The organism is Flavobacterium cryoconiti (assembly GCF_048158645.1).
GTDB lineage: Bacteria > Bacteroidota > Bacteroidia > Flavobacteriales > Flavobacteriaceae > Flavobacterium > Flavobacterium cryoconiti.
This window is the reverse complement of sequence record NZ_JBLNKW010000001.1, coordinates 656,538-674,352: the sequence shown is the minus strand read 5'-3', so window position 1 is coordinate 674,352 and position 17,815 is coordinate 656,538. Positions and strand designations below refer to the sequence as shown.

The 17,815-nt window shown below is 34.1% G+C and carries 12 protein-coding genes and 1 pseudogene; 8 read left to right on the top strand and 5 right to left on the bottom strand.

From position 1 onward, the window contains the following. Positions 1 to 8: 8 nt before the first annotated feature. Together ACM55H_RS02710 and ACM55H_RS02705 are read left to right on the top strand one after the other, a co-directional pair. Positions 9 to 2,621, top strand: coding sequence for a CHAT domain-containing protein (locus ACM55H_RS02710; protein WP_416835038.1), 2,613 nt, complete (start codon positions 9 to 11; stop codon positions 2,619 to 2,621). Continuing rightward, positions 2,618 to 3,052, top strand: a pseudogene (locus ACM55H_RS02705) (retropepsin-like aspartic protease); the annotation flags it as partial. The gene ACM55H_RS02710 and the pseudogene ACM55H_RS02705, both read left to right, overlap by 4 nt. Here ACM55H_RS02705 and ACM55H_RS02700 read toward each other — a convergent pair. The 3 genes from ACM55H_RS02700 to ACM55H_RS02690 form a co-directional block, all read right to left on the bottom strand. Then, positions 3,030 to 4,265, bottom strand: a complete 1,236-nt coding sequence (locus tag ACM55H_RS02700; RefSeq protein ID WP_416835037.1) for a TCR/Tet family MFS transporter — start codon at positions 4,263 to 4,265, stop codon at positions 3,030 to 3,032. The pseudogene ACM55H_RS02705 and the gene ACM55H_RS02700 sit on opposite strands and share 23 nt — an antisense overlap. Before the next feature lie 87 nt (positions 4,266 to 4,352). Beyond that, positions 4,353 to 5,579, bottom strand: a complete 1,227-nt coding sequence (gene odhB / locus ACM55H_RS02695) for a 2-oxoglutarate dehydrogenase complex dihydrolipoyllysine-residue succinyltransferase (protein WP_416835036.1) — start codon at positions 5,577 to 5,579, stop codon at positions 4,353 to 4,355. Positions 5,580 to 5,676: 97 nt separating this feature from the next. Then, entirely contained in the window at positions 5,677 to 8,448 is a 2,772-nt protein-coding gene (locus ACM55H_RS02690) for a 2-oxoglutarate dehydrogenase E1 component (RefSeq protein ID WP_416835035.1), read from the bottom strand. Positions 8,449 to 8,565: 117 nt separating this feature from the next. Between ACM55H_RS02690 and ACM55H_RS02685 the strand changes: the two genes are divergently transcribed. Further along, positions 8,566 to 9,108 carry a hypothetical protein gene (locus tag ACM55H_RS02685; protein ID WP_416835034.1) on the top strand — a complete coding sequence of 181 codons (543 nt, stop codon included), beginning with the start codon at positions 8,566 to 8,568 and terminating at the stop codon, positions 9,106 to 9,108. Between the two features lie 65 nt (positions 9,109 to 9,173). Here the strand turns inward: ACM55H_RS02685 and ACM55H_RS02680 are convergent, their stop codons facing one another. Continuing rightward, the gene (locus tag ACM55H_RS02680) at positions 9,174 to 9,527 is read right to left on the bottom strand and encodes a hypothetical protein (RefSeq protein WP_416835033.1); all 354 of its coding nucleotides are present in this window, start codon (positions 9,525 to 9,527) and stop codon (positions 9,174 to 9,176) included. Between the two features lie 164 nt (positions 9,528 to 9,691). After that, positions 9,692 to 10,666: a polyprenyl synthetase family protein gene (locus ACM55H_RS02675; protein WP_416835032.1), complete on the bottom strand. Its 975-nt coding sequence runs from the start codon at positions 10,664 to 10,666 to the stop codon at positions 9,692 to 9,694. Positions 10,667 to 10,872: 206 nt separating this feature from the next. On the opposite strand from ACM55H_RS02675, the gene ACM55H_RS02670 reads away from it, so the two are divergent. The 5 genes from ACM55H_RS02670 to ACM55H_RS02650 all read left to right on the top strand — a co-directional run bounded on the left by ACM55H_RS02670 (position 10,873) and on the right by ACM55H_RS02650 (position 17,795). Then, complete coding sequence (locus ACM55H_RS02670; protein WP_039110397.1) at positions 10,873 to 11,394, top strand: YceI family protein; 522 nt, start codon at positions 10,873 to 10,875, stop codon at positions 11,392 to 11,394. Positions 11,395 to 11,536: 142 nt separating this feature from the next. Then, positions 11,537 to 12,133 (top strand): TetR/AcrR family transcriptional regulator, encoded by a 597-nt coding sequence (locus ACM55H_RS02665; RefSeq protein ID WP_416835031.1) that lies wholly within the window; start codon positions 11,537 to 11,539, stop codon positions 12,131 to 12,133. Further along, a complete protein-coding gene (locus ACM55H_RS02660; protein ID WP_416835030.1) occupies positions 12,133 to 13,476 on the top strand; it encodes a TolC family protein in 1,344 nt (447 codons plus the stop codon). Before ACM55H_RS02665 ends, ACM55H_RS02660 begins: the two co-directional genes overlap by 1 nt. A 4-nt stretch (positions 13,477 to 13,480) precedes the next feature. Beyond that, positions 13,481 to 14,542 (top strand): efflux RND transporter periplasmic adaptor subunit, encoded by a 1,062-nt coding sequence (locus tag ACM55H_RS02655; protein WP_416835029.1) that lies wholly within the window; start codon positions 13,481 to 13,483, stop codon positions 14,540 to 14,542. A gap of 79 nt (positions 14,543 to 14,621) precedes the next feature. After that, a complete protein-coding gene (locus ACM55H_RS02650; protein ID WP_416835028.1) occupies positions 14,622 to 17,795 on the top strand; it encodes an efflux RND transporter permease subunit in 3,174 nt (1,057 codons plus the stop codon). Positions 17,796 to 17,815: the final 20 nt, after the last annotated feature.

The window sequence follows — 17,815 nt, the reverse complement described above, 5'->3', positions numbered from 1 at the left end:
CCTTTTTAATGACAAAACCTATTTTCTTCTTTTTACTCTTTACAACTCTGACTATATTCGGACAGAAAGCACTCACCCAAGAAGACAAAATTTACCATACAATTGATATTTTTGTAGCAAATCCATCCGCTGAAAACTTACAAAACCTCACTAAAAACGAAAAGGAATTTTACAAAAGTCCAAATCCAAAATCCAAGAATGAACTATTGGCGCTTGTAGTATTAAATTGCAATATCGCTTTCTACCAAAACCAATTTGGCCAAACCAATCAAGCGATTTCAAGCTACGAAAAAGCATGGCAACTTTATCAAAAGAACAAACTTAAGGATTATGATATTATCGAATATTGTCTAAAACCATTGGGGAATTTATACACGATTTTAGGTGATTACGACAATGCCGAAAACACTATAAAACAGTATTATTTCATTGCCAATGCCGAGAAAAACCAATCGCAAAAAATAGCAGCCATTCTCAATTTATCGAACGTGTACCAAAGTTCCGGCAAGAGTATATTGGCTATAGAATTATTAGAAAAAATCATTAATACTGAAAAACTATCAAACGCCCAAAAAGGAATTTTACTCAATAATTTGGGAGCTAATTATATTATTAGCAGTCCCGCAACAAGTATAAATTCAGATGAATATCGAAAAGCTCAAAACGCATTCGAAATGTCTAAAAAATTATTAAAAAAAGAAAAAAATCAATCCGAAACACTATCTAATGTTTACCGAAATTTAGTCTCGATTTATAGTCAGCAACAAGACTATGGACGTGCCAATTCCAATTTTGAAAAGGCAAAAAAACTGTTTTTGGAAACCAAGAATAAAGAACCCAGAAAAATAGCAAAACTCGATTATGAAAACGCTTTACTGCTATTTGAACAGAAAAAATACACCGAAGCAACTGAATTAATTTCGAATGTATTCGAAAATTTAATTCCAAATTATTCCAGTACGAAAACCATTTTACCGAACCAAAGTTCACTTTATTCCGAAACTGTTTTACTGGACGCGCTAGATTTACAAGCCGCTATTTTTCAAAAACAAAATCAACCCAAAAAAGCATTGGAAGCCTATGCGCTTTCGTTTCATATCGAAGATTTATTTGCCCAACTTTTAGTTTATGAAAACTCTAAAATTATCAGTCAAACCCGAGTTAGAAACCGCACCGAAAAATGCATCGCCATTTATGATTTACTTTATCAAAAAGAGAAAAAAAGCAGCTATATAGAAAGCGCTTTCCAATTAGCCGAAAGAACAAAATCAGGGGTTTTAAAAAGTTACCTTGCCCAAAATAAAATCATTTCAAGAAAAGAAAAAATCCATTTAGAACAGCTTCAAAACTGGAATACTGAAATCATAAAAGAACAGCAAAAAGGATCTTTAGCCAATATTTCAAAAATAAACGAAGCCATAAAAAGGCAAAATGAAACAATGCTTTCGCTTAAAAAAATACGTTCCAAAAATCCGGAATTTATTCCTGAAAATTTAAATCTAACCACTTTATTTTCGAAGCTGGAAAAAGACAAAGCCATTATGGTTTATTATTTCTCGGGCTATGAAAAAGTATATTCTTTTACTTTGGAAAACGAACAAATAAAACTAAACTCCTTTAGTAATGATACACATTCCATTGCTAGAATCTGGCAATTCTTAGACTATTTTAGTGATGCCAATACTATTACAAATGATATAAAAGGCTACAACAAACAGGGGAAAATCGCTTTTGATTTACTGAAATTACCCAAAAACACAATCCATAAAAACCTCATTATTATTACTGATGGTATTCTCAATTTCCTCCCGTTTGAAGCTTTAATCACAAAAGAAACCGTAACGAGTAATTTTACTCAAATGCATTATTTGTTGAATGATTTCAAGATTGCCTATAACAATTCGGCCACATTTTATTTGAATGCAAAACCACTTTCGACGGAGCAACAAACAGTTCTAGGGATATTTCCTGTTTTTGAAAAAACAGCTTACGAATTGGCTTTTTCGAAAGCCGAAATGCAATCCATAAAAAAGAATTTTGAAGGGCAGTTTTTTGAAAATACAACTGCAACATTCAAAAATTTTAAAACCAACGCTCCTAATTATTCGATTCTGCATTTGTCTACACACGCTTCTTCTGGCGATATTGAAAGACCGGCCAGCATCAAATTTTACGATCAGGAGATTTTATATTCGGAATTATACAACCTAAAAATCAATCCTGATTTGGTTGTGCTCAGTGCCTGTGAAACTGGAATAGGCAAACTCTACAAATCCGAAGGAGCCATGAGTATTGCCAGAGGTTTTCAATTTGCCGGAGCGCAAAATTTATTATTTTCTCTGTGGAAAGTAAACGATTATACGACCTCCGTTTTTATGGACGATTTTTATAAAAACATCAAAAACGACGAATCTTATTTTGAGGCAAATGCCAATGCAAAACTTAATTTCTTGAATAATAAAAGTATTCCTAATGCCAAAAAATCACCTTATTACTGGAGTGCATTTGTATATTATGGTGGAATTGAAACAAAAAGTAATCCTATAAATTATATTTTTTACAGTATTGGTTTTTTGATTCTAATTGGATTATTTTTGGTTTTCAATCGCAACCGAAAATGAAAAACCTCCACGATATCCTCAAAAGAGAAAATTACAAAAAAGTAAAATTTAAGATTACCAAAACACAACATCTTTTAATAAAGGCAAAAATCAATGGTATCATAGGAAACTTTATTCTGGATACGGGAGCTTCAAACAGTTGTGTGGGATTTGAAAGTATCGATTTGTTTTTATTGAATGCTAAAAAATCGAAGACCAAAGCATCAGGAGCTGGCGCAACCGGAATGCATACACAAATTGCCACAACTAACATTCTTCAACTGGGTAACTGGAAAGATTTAGAATTTGACCTCGTAATTTTCGACTTATCTCATGTAAATGAGGCACTGATGCAACACAAATCAAAACCTGTTCATGGAATCATAGGTGCCGATGTTTTGATGAAAGGGAAAGGGATAATCGATTACTTTAATCATTGTTTGTATTTGAAACACTATACTTTTTCAACGAAAAATAAGCAACAATACCACTTATCATCATCAATATACCCCCAAGAATAAATGGCATTCCTGCAAATTCAAATGGTGCCCCTTTATGTGTAAAATAATAAAAAAGACTCGACATTACTGGTGGTCCAATAATGGTTGCGGCGCTCGTTAAACTCGCAATTGTTCCTTGAATTTCGCCTTGTTCTGATGGCAAAACATGATTCGTAATGATAGCTCGCAATGATGGACCGGCAATTCCTGCAAGACAATACGGAATCAAAAAGAGAAACATCATCCAGCTTTCTGAAACAAAAGCAAACAAAAACATTCCAATAGTATATAATACCATTCCAACATAAATACTTTTTTCATTTCCTAGTTTTCGACTAGTCCACCGTATCAATCCTCCTTGAACAAGACTTACTAAAACCCCAACAACGCCCAACGAAATTCCGACCATTTTTTCGTCCCAACTAAATTTGTACATCGTAAAATAACTCCAGTTACTTTCTACCGCATGTCCCGCAACATAAATCAAAAACAGAGCGAACAATAATCCATATAGTGAAGGGTATTTCTTTAAATTCAAAAAAACACCAATTGGATTGGCTCTTTTTAAATTAACGGGTCTTCTATTTTCTTTTGATAATGATTCGGGTAAAATAAAATAACCGTATAAGAAATTCAGCAAGCACAAAACTGCCGCTGCATAAAACGGAATCCTAGACCCGTAATGCCCCAAAACACCGCCTATAACGGGTCCAATTATAAATCCTAGCCCAAAAGCCACACCAATCATTCCGAAGTTTTTGGCTCTATTCTCTGGCGTACTCACATCAGCTATATACGCCGAGGCGGTTGAAATACTCGCACCTGTTAATCCTGCAATTATTCTTCCTATAAATAGCCATGTAATCGTTGGGGCAAACGCCAACAATATATAATCCAATGAAAAGGCAAAAAGCGAAATTAAGATTATGGGTCTTCGCCCAAATTTATCACTCAAATTACCAATTAAAGGTGCAAACATAAATTGAGTTATCGCATAAGCAAATGTTAACCAACCGCCATATTTTGCTGCATCACTAACATCGCCATGTATTAATTCTTTAATCAATTTTGGAATAACTGGAATGATAATTCCCCAACCAGTTATATCAATTAGCATTGTGATGAAGATAAAGCTGATAGCGGCCTGTTTTTTATTTGATGCCATAAAATAGTATTGGTTAAAAAGGCAAATAAACAAAAAATCCGTTTAGAAAATTTTCTAAACGGATTTTTGTTATTTATGAATTGTATATTACAATTCTAATGCTTTTTTAGGATTGTTATCCAACAATAATTCTAATGGATTCTCTAAAGCTTCTTTTACTGCTACCAAGAAACCAACAGACTCACGTCCATCAATAATTCTATGGTCATAAGATAATGCTACGTACATCATTGGGTGAATTTCCACTTTACCGTTTACGGCAATTGGACGCTCGATAATGTTGTGCATTCCAAGAATTCCAGATTGTGGAGGATTGATAATTGGCGTACTCAACATACTTCCAAAAACACCACCATTAGTAATTGTGAACGTTCCACCAGTCATATCATCAACTGTGATTTGTCCGTCACGAGCTTTTAATGCCAATCTTTTAATATCTGCTTCAACTCCACGGAAAGTCAAGTTTTCAGCATTACGAACTACAGGAACCATTAATCCTTTTGGCCCTGAAACCGCAATTGAAATATCGCAAAAATCGAAAGCAATCTTATGATCACCATCCATCATTGAATTTACATCCGGGAATAATTTTAGCGCTCTGGTTACTGCTTTTGTAAAGAAAGACATGTATCCTAAACCAATTCCACCATGTTTTGCTTTGAACGCATCTTTATATTCATTACGAATCAAGTTGATAGGCGTCATGTTTACTTCATTGAAAGTAGTCAACATCGCTGTTTCGTTTTTAGCGGCAACTAATCTTTCAGCCACTTTTCTACGCAACATAGATAATTTAGTACGCTCTGTTCCACGAGATCCACCTGTAGGTGTTCCCATAGATGGCACTGCATTTACGGCATCATCTTTAGTGATTCTTCCGTCTTTTCCAGTTCCTGTTACTGAAGCTGGTGCTATATTTTTTTCGTCTAATATTTTTCTTGCTGCTGGAGATGGAGTTCCTGAAGCGTAAGTTGCTGCTGGAGCTGCCGCTACCGTAGCCGCTTTTGGCGCTTCAGCTTTAACTTCAGCTTTTGGTGCTTCAACCACTGCCGCTGGTGCAGCACCTGATGGTTTTGCAGCGCTAGTGTCTATTAAACAAACTACTGCTCCTACTGCTACAGCATCGCCTTCTTCTGCTTTTAATGTAATGATTCCGCTTGCTTCTGCAGGCAATTCTAATGTTGCTTTATCAGAATCAACCTCAGCAATCGCTTGGTCTTTCTCTACATAGTCTCCGTCTTTTACCAACCAAGTTGCAATTTCAACTTCTTTTATAGATTCCCCTGGTGATGGGACTTTCATTTCTAAAATCATCTTTCTTTTAGTTTAAAGTTTTAAAGTTAAATAATTTAAAGTTTAAGGTTTGACGTTCTATAAAAGAAACTTTAAACCTTAAACTTTAAACTTTTTTCTATCTAAATAAATTTTTATCGAATACCATTCGTATTGCATCGGCCTGACGGCGTTTTGCTCTTGTATAACTTCCTGCTGCCGGTGCTGCATATGCTTTTAGTGAAGCCAATCTCCATTTTACTAAATCGAAATTCATCAACATATAGCTATAAGCTCCCATGTTTTTAGGCTCTTCTTGTGCCCAAACATAATCATCCGCGTTTGGATATTTAGCGATAATGGCTTTTAATTGTTCTACCGGTAATGGGAATAACTGTTCAATTCTAACAACAGCAACATCATTACGACCGTTATTTTCTCTTTCGGCAGTGATGTCATAATAGAATTTACCCGTACAGAAAACTAATGTTTTCACATCCGCTTTATTTACTGTTTCATCATCAAATATTTCTTGGAAACTACCAGTTGCAAATTCTTCAACAGAAGAAACAACTCTTGGATCACGCAATAAACTTTTTGGTGTGAACACAATAAGTGGTTTACGGAAAGTGGTTTTCATTTGTCTTCTCAACAAGTGGAAGAAGTTGGCAGGTGTTGTACAATCAGCAACATACATGTTTTGTCTGGCGCAAAGTTGTAAATAACGTTCCATTCTGGCAGATGAATGCTCTGCTCCTTGTCCTTCGTAACCGTGAGGCAATAACAAAACGATACCGTTTTGATTGTTCCATTTATCTTCTCCACAAGAAATGTATTGGTCAATCATAATTTGGGCTCCATTACTGAAATCCCCAAACTGTGCTTCCCATATGGTAAGTGTATTTGGGTTTGCTAAAGCATAGCCATAATCAAAACCTAAAACACCATATTCAGATAAAAGAGAATTGAAAATATTGAATTTCCCTTTTTTGTTTTCGATAGCATTCAATAAGATTACTTCTTCCTCAGAATCTTCTACTTTAACCACAGCGTGGCGGTGAGAGAATGTACCACGCTCCACGTCTTGACCTGAAATACGAACATCAAAACCTTCTGTTAAAAGCGAACCATAAGCTAATGCTTCTGCAGTTCCCCAATCTATAGTGTTATTGTCGTAACCCGTTTTTCTATCAGTAACAATTTTAGTTATTTTATTGATGAACTTCTTATCTGACGGTAAGCTTGAGATTGTTTTTATGATAGAATCTAATCCGTCTTTAGGATATGAAGTGTCATATTTTTCAAGCATTTGCTTGTCAGTAACTTGCTCAAAACCTTTCCATTCATTTTTCATAAATGGAGTAATGATTGTCAAATCTTTTTTACGGGAAGCTTCAAGATTTACTTCAAGATTAGATTTGTATTCTTTTTCTAATCCGTTTACATAAGTAGCATCAATAACTCCTTCTGACAATAGCTTTTCAGCATAAATATCTCTAGGATTTTGATGTTTTGCAATAATTTTATACAAAACTGGCTGCGTGAAACGAGGTTCGTCACCTTCATTATGTCCGTATTTTCTATATCCTAATAAATCGATGAATACATCACGACCAAATTGCATTCTGAAATCCAAAGCAAATGACATCGCATGTACTACCGCTTCTGCATCATCTGCATTTACGTGTAATACAGGCGAAAGTGTTACTTTGGCAACATCAGTACAATAGGTTGATGAACGAGCATCCAGATAATTAGTTGTAAAACCTACCTGATTGTTGATTACAATGTGAATTGTACCTCCCGTTTTATATCCGTCCAATTGTGCCATTTGCACTATTTCATAAAGAATTCCCTGACCAGCAATTGCGGCATCCCCGTGAACAGCGATTGGCAAAACTTTAGAGAAATCATTAGGGAAATATTTATCTTGTTTTGCTCTTGTAATTCCTTCGATTACTGCACCTACTGTTTCAAGGTGAGAAGGATTTGGAGCCAAATTAATATTTATTTTTTTACCTGTACTGGTAACTTTATCAGCAGTAAGACCTAAATGGTATTTTACATCCCCATCAAAATATTCCTGATCGTAATCTTTACCGTCAAACTCACCAAAAATGTCTTGGGTTGATTTGCCAAAAATATTGGCTAAAACATTCAAACGACCTCTATGTGCCATTCCCATTACAAATTGCTCTACTCCTTTTTCGGCTGCTTTTTCAATCAAAGCGTCCAAAGCGGGGATTACAGATTCTCCTCCTTCAAGTGAAAATCGTTTTTGACCAACATATTTTGTATGCAAGAAATTCTCGAAAGAAACTGCTTGATTTAATTTATTAAGAATCGATTTCTTTTCATCAGCAGAAAAATTAGGCTGATTATCGTTTATACCTAATTTATCTTGAATCCAAGTAATCATTTCTGGCTTACGAATATACATATACTCCACTCCTATGTGTTGACAGTATATTGCTTCGAGGTGCATTATAATTTCTTGAAGTGTACAAGGCTGAATACCGATAACTTTTGCCGCATCAAAAACCGTATTTAAATCGGCCGCAGAAAGCGAAAAATTTGCGATGTCCAGTGTAGGCAAAGTCGCTCTTCTCTCTCTTACAGGATTTGTTTTAGTAAACAAATGTCCACGAGAACGGTACCCGTCAATTAATTTTAGTACGTTGAATTCTTTTTGAAGTTTTTCTGATACGTGAGTACTCTCCATATTCCCAGAAGCTACATTTGCAATGTAGGTTACTGGATTCTCCTCATTATAAGTAGTCATTCCAAAGTCAAAACCTTGAAAAAAACTTCTCCAACTTGGCTCTACGCTATCTGGATTTACTAAATATTGATCGTATAATTGTGCGAAAAATTCGGTGTGTGCTGCGTTTAAAAATGAAAACCTATCCATAATGCTAGTGAATATACTTTTTGTTAAATAGTTTGACAAAAGTACAATAATCCAGTATATCTAAATCTATTTTTTACGTACTTTTACGTAAAAATTTGTTAAAAAAACCCTTAAAACATGAAAAAAACTCATCGATTAACCATTTTAAGATCTTTTTTGATTTTGACAACCTTATTCTCTTCCCGTTTTTTATCAGCTCAACAACAAACAATTGCACACCATTCACAAAGTGATTTCTGGAAAAAAGTACAATTTGGAGGAGGTATTGGATTGGGTTTTGGCTCTGAATATACCAATATTTCACTGGCTCCAAGTGCTATTTACAACTTCAATGAATATGTAGCTTTGGGTCTTGGCGTCCAATATACTTATGCAAAACAAAAAAATTATTACGCCTCCCATTTATACGGCGGAAGTATTGTAGCACTCCTTAATCCCATAAAGGAAATTCAACTTTCGGCAGAACTGGAACAATTAAGAGTCAATGTGAATTTAGATGGTTCCAATAGCAATTCACAAGATTACTGGAACACCGGTTTGTTTTTAGGAGCGGGTTACAGAGCAGGAAATGCAACTATTGGTGCGCGTTATAATGTATTAAATGACAACAACAATGTTTATGGTACTGCCTTCATGCCTTTTGTCAGGGTTTATTTTTAATGGTCCCTCTACCGAAATTTCGGGACTCTCCAAAAGGAAAGGACTCTAAACCCTAGAAAAAGCGATTAGCGATACTTATTCCTGAACCACACTTTTTGCCATTCTCTTTTTAGGATTAGAAAAGCTACTTGTTCAGAAAGAATTACTAAATCTGAGCCATCCAGCTTTTTTATTTGTTCTTCAGAAACATCAATTATATAAAGTAGATTAAGATATTCGGCAAATTTATATTGAATTAATCTGTAGATTTTTTCATGTAATTGTATCTTCAATTCATTGGGAGAAATACTCAACGGAAAATCAATTCCCTCATTCGCGAGATTGAAATCCTTATTCATTTGTTCGATTAATTTCAAATATAAGTTTTCTCCTTCCGCTTCGGTAAGTAGTAAATCGGTATTTTTTGGAGCTATAAACATTTGATTTCAGATTGTTGATTAACGAATTTAGATTTTTGATTTTAAGTAACTGCTCTAAATGTTTGATTTTTTTGAATCATACTAATTTTTGAAATAAACCATTATTTATCCGAAGTAAAAGTTCTGCAATGCTTCGCCAGTTCGCTATAGCTCGGGTCAAAAATCTAAACTTTTCTTCCCATTAGATTTTCACCAAAAGCTCTTAACATTGCTTTTTTATCAGCACTGATATTCATTTTGTCTAATGTTTGGAAAGCTTTAAATGTAAAATCCTGAATAGCATCTTGTGTTGCTTTTGAAGCACCGGAACTGTTGAAAATTTCTTTTACTGCCTTAATTTTATCTGAATTATCTTCTGGCTGAACAGAAAACAAATCCATCAATTGTTGTTGCTGTTCTTTTTCTGAGAAAGCAACGGCTTTTAGATATAAATACGTTTTTTTGTTTTCAATAATATCACCTCCCACTTGTTTTCCAAAAGTTTCCGGATCACCAAAAGCGTCCAGATAATCATCCTGCAATTGAAAAGCCAATCCTAAATTTAGTCCGAAATCATAAATTAAATTTGCATTTTCCCTTGAGGCTTTAGCAATAATAGCACCCATTTTCATTGCTGCAGCAACTAAAACGGCTGTTTTATTTTCGATCATTTTAAGATATTCCGGAATGGTAACATCATCTCTAACTTCAAAATCCACGTCCCATTGTTGACCTTCACAAACTTCAAGAGCTGTTTTACTGAACAATTTAGCCAGTTTACGAAATATTTTAGGTTGGTATTTTTCAAAATATTGATACGCCAAAATCAGCATTGCATCACCAGATAAAATTCCGGTATTTATATTCCATTTCTCATGTACCGTTTGCTTCCCTCTTCGCAGAGGAGCATCGTCCATAATATCATCGTGAACCAACGAAAAATTATGAAAAACCTCAACTGCTAAAGCCGCTGGCAACGCTTTTTTATAATCTGCATCAAAAACTTCAGCGCTCATAAGTGTAAGAACCGGACGCATTCTTTTTCCTCCAAGATCTAAAATATAATGTATGGGTTCATACAAATTTTTGGGCTCTTTGGCTTCATATTGGGATTGCAAATATTCCGAAATGAACTCCTGATACTGATAAATGGTATGCATAAATTAATTTTTGGCTAATTTACAGTATTCACTCTTTATTCCAAACTGCGTTTCTTAATGAAATGTTAAATAATCATAAATACATTGGAAACTATTTTGGTATTCAAAGTTTCCTATCTACATTTGCATCGAAATTTAACATTTCAATTAAAGTCATTTCAAACTATTGTGAAATGAAAATCAAACCTAAATAAAACCCATTTATTATGACAACAACATGGACAATTGATTCAACACAATCTGATGTTCTGATTAAAATAAGACATTCCATAATTGCCTATTTAGCTGGAACTATCAACAAATTTAAAGGACATATAGACATTCAGGATAATGAAATTGAAGATGCTTCAATCGAATTTTCTTTAGACGTAAACAATACCGATACGAAACTGGAACAAATTGATTCGCACTTAAAACTGAATGATTTCTTTGATATCAACGAATATCCAATTATAAGCTTTAAGTCAACTTCTTTTCAAAAAGTGAACAAAAACATTAATTTTTTGAAAGGAAATTTAACCATCAAAAACATCACAAAGGTTGTTGAACTTGATGCAGAGTTTATTGGAATCAATGCTTACAATGGCGATCAAAAAGCTGCATTTGAGATAACTGGAGACATCAATCGCAAAGATTTTGGATTAACATCAAATGCATTTACTCAAACTGGCGGTATAACTACAGGGCAAGACATCAAGCTTATTGCAAATTTAGAATTCACGGTTTAAGACCCTTTTATGCAAATGTTAAATAATTACAAAATAATTGGAAACTATTTTGGTGTTTAGAGTTTCCTTCTTACATTTGCACTCGAAATTTAACATATTTCTATAAATTAAAATAAACCGTAACAGGTTCAGAATAAACAAAATGAAAGAGAAAATTATATCAAAAGCAAGTGAGATGTTTTTAAAACTAGGTTTTAAAAGCATCACCATGGATGATATTGCCGGTGAAATGTGCATTTCTAAAAAAACGATTTACAAGTATTTTTGCAATAAAGAAATACTCATTGAGGAAAGCACTGCAACAATCCATAAAGAAATACACCAGATAATTGACGATGTTATTTTAAAAAATTACAATGCAATTCAAGAAAATTTCGAGATAAGAAAATTGTTTAAAGAAATGTTTAAATCATCGGATACTTCTCCGGTATATCAATTAAAAAAACATTACCCAGAAATATATGAAAAGGTAATGTGTAGAGAAATTGACGAGTGTAACACTATTTTCAAACAAAATATTGAGAAAGGGATTAAACAAGGATTGTATCGAGAAAACGTAAATATTGAAAGCTATGTACGGTTTTATTATCTCCTCGTTTTTAGCATTAAAGAAACCACAAGTTCTGAAAAAGAAGCTCAAAAAATAGAACTTGAAATTTTAGAATACCACACCAGAGCTTTGGCAACGCCAAAAGGAATTATTGAACTTGAAAAACACTTACTAAAACCTAATATATAATGAAGAATATAATTTTAACCAGTTTCTTGATTTTTGCAATCACTGTAAAATCACAAGAGATTAAATCGTTAACCTTAAAAGATGCGATTACCTATGCTTTAGAGAATAAAGCAGATGCTAAAAAAGCCAAACTTAAAGTAGAAAATAGCGAATATCAAATTCAAGAAGTTCGTTCCAAAGCTTTACCTCAAATTTCTGCCAATGGTGGTTTAACATACAACCCTATTTTACAAACTACTTTCCTCGACGGAGGGTCTTTTGGTGGTGAACCTGGGACTACAGTTAAACTTAATTTTGGACAAAAATGGAATTCAACTGCGGGTGTTTCGTTAACACAAACTCTTTTTGACCAATCTGTTTTTACAGGTTTGAAAGCTGCAAGATCAACTAGAGAATTCTATCAGATAAATGATCAATTAACAGAAGAGCAAGTAATTGAAAGAGTGGCTAACAACTACTACCAAGTATATGTTCAAAGACAAAAATTAAATGTTCTGGACAGTAATTATGTGAACACTACCAAAGTGAAAAACATAATTAAAGGACAATTTGATAATGGTCTTGCCAAAAAAATTGACTTGGATAGAATTTTAGTGAAAATTTCGAACATCAATACACAACGTCAACAAATTTTAAATGCAGTTCAATTACAAGAAAATGCTTTAAAATTTTACATTGGGATGCCAATTGAAACAAAAATCAGTATTCCACAGACTGAATTTCAAGTTACACCACAAGCATTCTCTGAAGCACCAAATACGGCAAACAGAACGGAATATTTGCTTTTGAAAAAACAAGAACAACTATTAATGTTCCAAAAGAAAGCAGATGAAGCGGCATATTACCCAACACTTTCCCTTTCAGCAGGCTACAATTATATTGGTCAAGGTCCAAAAATGCCTTGGGGAGCGAAACCAGCTGATGGTGTTTACTGGTCTGATTATTCTTCAATTGGTTTGAATTTGAAAGTGCCTATTTTCACTGGGTTTTCAACTAGAGCAAAAGTAAGACAGGCAGATGTTAATTTAAGATCCTTGAAGGAAGACATAAATGACACTAAATTAAGTCTTGATTTAGCGTATGAAAACGCAAACATTCAAATTAATAACAGCATCATTACTATAAGCAACCAAAAGGAAAATGCACAGTTAGCACAAGACGTTTTAAACAACACCAGAAATAATTACATACAAGGATTGGCTTCTTTAACTGATTTATTGGATGCTGAAAATTCATTGACAGAGGCACAAAACAATTACACTTCTGCAATATTAGATTACAAACTGGCAGAAATTCAATTAATCAAATCAAAAGGAGAATTAAAAACATTACTAAACAACTAAGAACATGAAAAAAAATATAATAACCGGAATAATTATTTTAGGCGCAATAGCAATCATAGCAGTAGTTTTAACAAATAACAAAAAAGAAAACGAAGCAAAAACAGCTCTTGTAGCTGAAAAAAACGCAAGTGTTTCCGTTAAAGTTGGAACGGTAAAAACGGAAGAAATTTCACTTGATTTTTCGGCCAATGGAAATTTTGAACCACTGCAAGAATTGAGTTTTTCGGCAGAAAAACCAGGGAGAGTGGTACGTGTTTTAGTAGATGGAGGATCAATAGTACATATCGGTCAAACCCTAGCAATTGTAAGAAGCGAACAAATTTCTTCGGACTTAGAAACAGCTCAGGCTTCCTATCAAAATGCATTAAGTGATTACAATCGCTTTGAAAATGCATTCAAAACAGGAGGAGTTACCAAACAACAATTAGATCAGGCAAAATTAGGGTTAGTAACTGCAAAATCAAGATTACAGCAAGCTAAAGTTAATATTGGTGATACTAATATCAAATCTACCATTAACGGTATTGTAAACAAAAAATACATTGAGCCAGGATCTGTTCTTGGTGCTGCAACGCAAATGTTTGACATTGTAAATGTTACCAGATTAAAATTAAAAGTTACAGTGAATGAAAATCAAGTGGCCGGTTTAAAACTAGGAAACAATGTAAATGTCAAAGCAAGTGTTTATCCTGATGCTACTTTTTCAGGTAAGATTACTTTTATCGCCCCAAAAGCGGATTCCCGTTTAAACTTTCCTATAGAAATAGAAATTGCTAATAATTCCTCTAATGATTTGAAAGCTGGGATGTATGGAACTGCTGAATTTGCTTCAAACCAACAAAAACAATCGTTGATGATTGTTCCTAGAAACGCATTTGTAGGAAGCGTAAGCAGTAACCAAGTATTTGTAGCAGAAAACGGAGTTGCTAAACTAAAAACGGTAACTGCCGGAAGAATTTTTGGCGACAAAGTAGAAATTTTAAACGGTCTTTCTGATGGTGAAACTGTAATTGTTACAGGTCAAATCAACCTTCAAGACGGATATAACGTGGATATTATTAAATAATTTGTTAATGGTAATGATCAATTATAACTGATTGACCTTAAAAACTACATGAACCATTAATAATCAACAATAAAAACATATGAAATTAGCAGAAATATCCATAAAGCGTCCCTCATTAGTAATTGTATTGTTTACAATTCTAATTCTAGGAGGATTATTCAGTTACACTCAATTGGGCTACGAATTAATTCCAAAATTTGAAACCAATGTAATTACCATTGCGACTGTATATCCTGGAGCTTCTCCAAGTGAAGTCGAAAATACAGTGACCAAAAAAATTGAAGATGCGGTTGCCTCTTTAGAAAATATCAAAAAATTAGACTCTAAATCATACGAAAGTCTATCAACAGTTTCTATCACTTTAACCTCTGATGCTGATGTTGATATTTCCATGAATGATGCGCAACGCAAAATAAATGCTATTATCAGTGATTTACCGGATGATGCCAAAACACCGTCTTTGAGTAAATTCTCCTTAAGTGATTTACCTATTATGACCATTGGTGCCAATGGAAAGATGGATGAAGCAGCTTTCTATGATTTAATTGATAAAAAAATTGCCCCTGTTTTATCTCGTGTAGCCGGTGTAGCCCAAGTAAGTATTATCGGGGGACAAGAACGTGAAATTCAAGTCAATCTTGATGCCGTAAAAATGCAGGGATACGGACTTTCTGTTCCACAAGTGCAACAAAACATTTTGAGTTCTAATCTTGATTTTCCTACAGGAAATATTCAAACTCGTGAACAAAAAATCTTAATTCGTTTAGCTGGAAAATACAAAAACGTTGAAGAATTAAAAAACCTAATCGTTTCATCAAACAATGGAATTCAAGTTCGCTTGGGTGATATTGCCGATGTTCAAGATACACAAAAAATTGCCGAAAAAGTCGCTCGTATTGATCAAAAAAGCGCCATTATTTTACAAATCGTAAAACAATCTGATGCCAATGCAGTTGCAGTAAGTGAAGAATTATTGAAAACAGTTACTAAACTGGAAAGTGACTACAAAGTCAATCAACTGAAACTAGAAGTAGCAAAAGACAGTACCGTTTTCACATTAGAAGCAGCAGATTCTGTAGTACACGATTTATTGATTGCCGTATTTTTGGTAGCTTTCGTAATGTTGTTTTTCTTGCATAGTATTAGAAATTCCTTGATTGTAATGGTTTCTATACCTGCTTCATTGATTTCAACATTTATCGGAATTTACTTGCTAGGGTACACACTAAATTTAATGAGTTTATTAGGATTATCACTTGTTGTTGGTATTTTGGTGGATGATGCCATCGTGGTATTGGAAAATATTTACCGACACATGGAAATGGGTAAAAACCGAGTACGTGCTTCCTATGATGGAACTGCCGAAATTGGAGGAACCGTAACTTCAATTACCCTAGTAATTGTTGTCGTATTTTTACCAATTGCGATGAGTTCTGGTATGGTTTCAAACATTATTACACAATTTTGTGTCACTGTAATTATCTCAACCTTACTATCACTTTTAGCTTCGTTTACTATTATTCCTTGGTTGTCTTCCCGTTATGGAAAATTAGAACACATTGAAGGTAAAAATCTTTTTGGAAGAATTATTCTTGGGTTCGAAAGCTACTTAACTCGTTTTATCAACTGGATTTCTGGCTTGTTAACGTGGTGTTTAGACCATTATAAGACTACTTTAGCGATTGTACTATTGTTGTTTTTTAGTTCCATAGCACTTATTCCTGCAGGATTTATTGGTGGAGAGTTTTTTGCGGCATCAGATAGTGGTGAATTTTTAGTTCAAATAGAAATGCCAAAAGATGCGTCATTAGAACAAACTAACTTTATGACTCAAAAAGCAGAAGCCTTTTTGAAAACGCAAGAATATGTAAAAAGTCAAATCACAACCGTTGGGCAAACCAGTGAAGGTTTAGGAGCATCACAAGCCACCGCCTACAAATCAGAGATTGATGTAAAAATGGTTGATAAAAAAGACCGTTCTGATGAAGCCTCTGTATATTCTGCAAAAATAAAACGGAAGTTAGAAAAAGTATTGGTTGGAGCAAAAGTAAAAACTGCCCCTGTTGGTATTTTAGGAACTGCCGAAGATGCTACATTAGGATTAATTGTAACAGGTTCTTCACTAGAAAGCGCGATGGCTTTTGCAAAACAAGCTGAAGCTGAATTGTATAAAATCCCAGGAGCAACAGAAATTAAATTATCTGTAGAAGATGGAAATCCAGAAATTAATGTCAAAGTAGACAGAGATAAAATGGCAGCACTTGGATTGAGTCTTCAAACTGTTGGTATGACTATGCAAACGGCCTACAGCGGAAATACAGATGGAAAATTTAGAGCTGGAGAATATGAATATGATATCAATATCAAATACAACAGTTTTGACAGAAAAAGCATTAGTGATGTGAGCAACTTGATTTTTATAAATGAAAGAGGCGAACAAATTAAATTATCACAATTTGCGACTGTAAAAGAAGGTTCTGGACCAAGTCAATTGGAACGTAGAGATAAGACAGCATCGGTTACTGTAAAAGGACAAAATATTGGTGTACCAGCCGGAACTATTGTTAATCAATGGCAAGAAAAATTAGACAAACTGAAAAAGCCAACCGGTGTAAATTATATTTGGGGTGGGGATCAGGAAAATCAATCCGAAGGTTTTGGAACATTAGGAATTGCATTATTAGCGGCTATTATATTAGTTTACCTTGTAATGGTTGGATTATATGATAGTTTTGCGCATCCATTTGTAGTATTGTTTGCTATTCCGCTTTCGTTTATTGGAGCCTTATTAGCTTTGGCATTGACGAACAAAACCTTGAATATATTTACCATTCTTGGTATGATTATGCTAATTGGTTTGGTTTGTAAAAACGCTATTATGCTTGTAGATTATACCAATCAAAGACGTAAAGCGGGTGAATCGATAAGAACGGCATTAATTCAAGCGAATCATGCGAGACTTCGTCCAATTTTGATGACGACTATTGCAATGGTTTTTGGAATGTTCCCAATTGCATTAGCATCTGGAGCCGGGGCTGAATGGAAAAATGGTTTAGCTTGGGTAATTATCGGAGGATTAATTTCTTCGTTATTCTTAACCTTGATTGTCGTTCCTGTAATTTATGAAATTATGGAGAAATTAATTTCCAAATTTAGTAAAGGAGAAAAAACAGATTATGAAGCGGAAATGGTTGCCGATTATGTTCATGCTGAATTAAGTGAAGATGGATTTAATCCAAAACATACGCTTTAATACCTAATTATATTTTAGAA

Coding starts and splice junctions, on each gene's coding strand:
- ACM55H_RS02710 (WP_416835038.1), top strand. CDS start 9: ATGACAAAACCTATTTTCTTCTTTTTACTCTTTACAACTCTGACTATA.
- ACM55H_RS02700 (WP_416835037.1), bottom strand. CDS start 4,265: ATGGCATCAAATAAAAAACAGGCCGCTATCAGCTTTATCTTCATCACA.
- odhB (WP_416835036.1), bottom strand. CDS start 5,579: ATGATTTTAGAAATGAAAGTCCCATCACCAGGGGAATCTATAAAAGAA.
- ACM55H_RS02690 (WP_416835035.1), bottom strand. CDS start 8,448: ATGGATAGGTTTTCATTTTTAAACGCAGCACACACCGAATTTTTCGCA.
- ACM55H_RS02685 (WP_416835034.1), top strand. CDS start 8,566: ATGAAAAAAACTCATCGATTAACCATTTTAAGATCTTTTTTGATTTTG.
- ACM55H_RS02680 (WP_416835033.1), bottom strand. CDS start 9,527: ATGTTTATAGCTCCAAAAAATACCGATTTACTACTTACCGAAGCGGAA.
- ACM55H_RS02675 (WP_416835032.1), bottom strand. CDS start 10,666: ATGCATACCATTTATCAGTATCAGGAGTTCATTTCGGAATATTTGCAA.
- ACM55H_RS02670 (WP_039110397.1), top strand. CDS start 10,873: ATGACAACAACATGGACAATTGATTCAACACAATCTGATGTTCTGATT.
- ACM55H_RS02665 (WP_416835031.1), top strand. CDS start 11,537: ATGAAAGAGAAAATTATATCAAAAGCAAGTGAGATGTTTTTAAAACTA.
- ACM55H_RS02660 (WP_416835030.1), top strand. CDS start 12,133: ATGAAGAATATAATTTTAACCAGTTTCTTGATTTTTGCAATCACTGTA.
- ACM55H_RS02655 (WP_416835029.1), top strand. CDS start 13,481: ATGAAAAAAAATATAATAACCGGAATAATTATTTTAGGCGCAATAGCA.
- ACM55H_RS02650 (WP_416835028.1), top strand. CDS start 14,622: ATGAAATTAGCAGAAATATCCATAAAGCGTCCCTCATTAGTAATTGTA.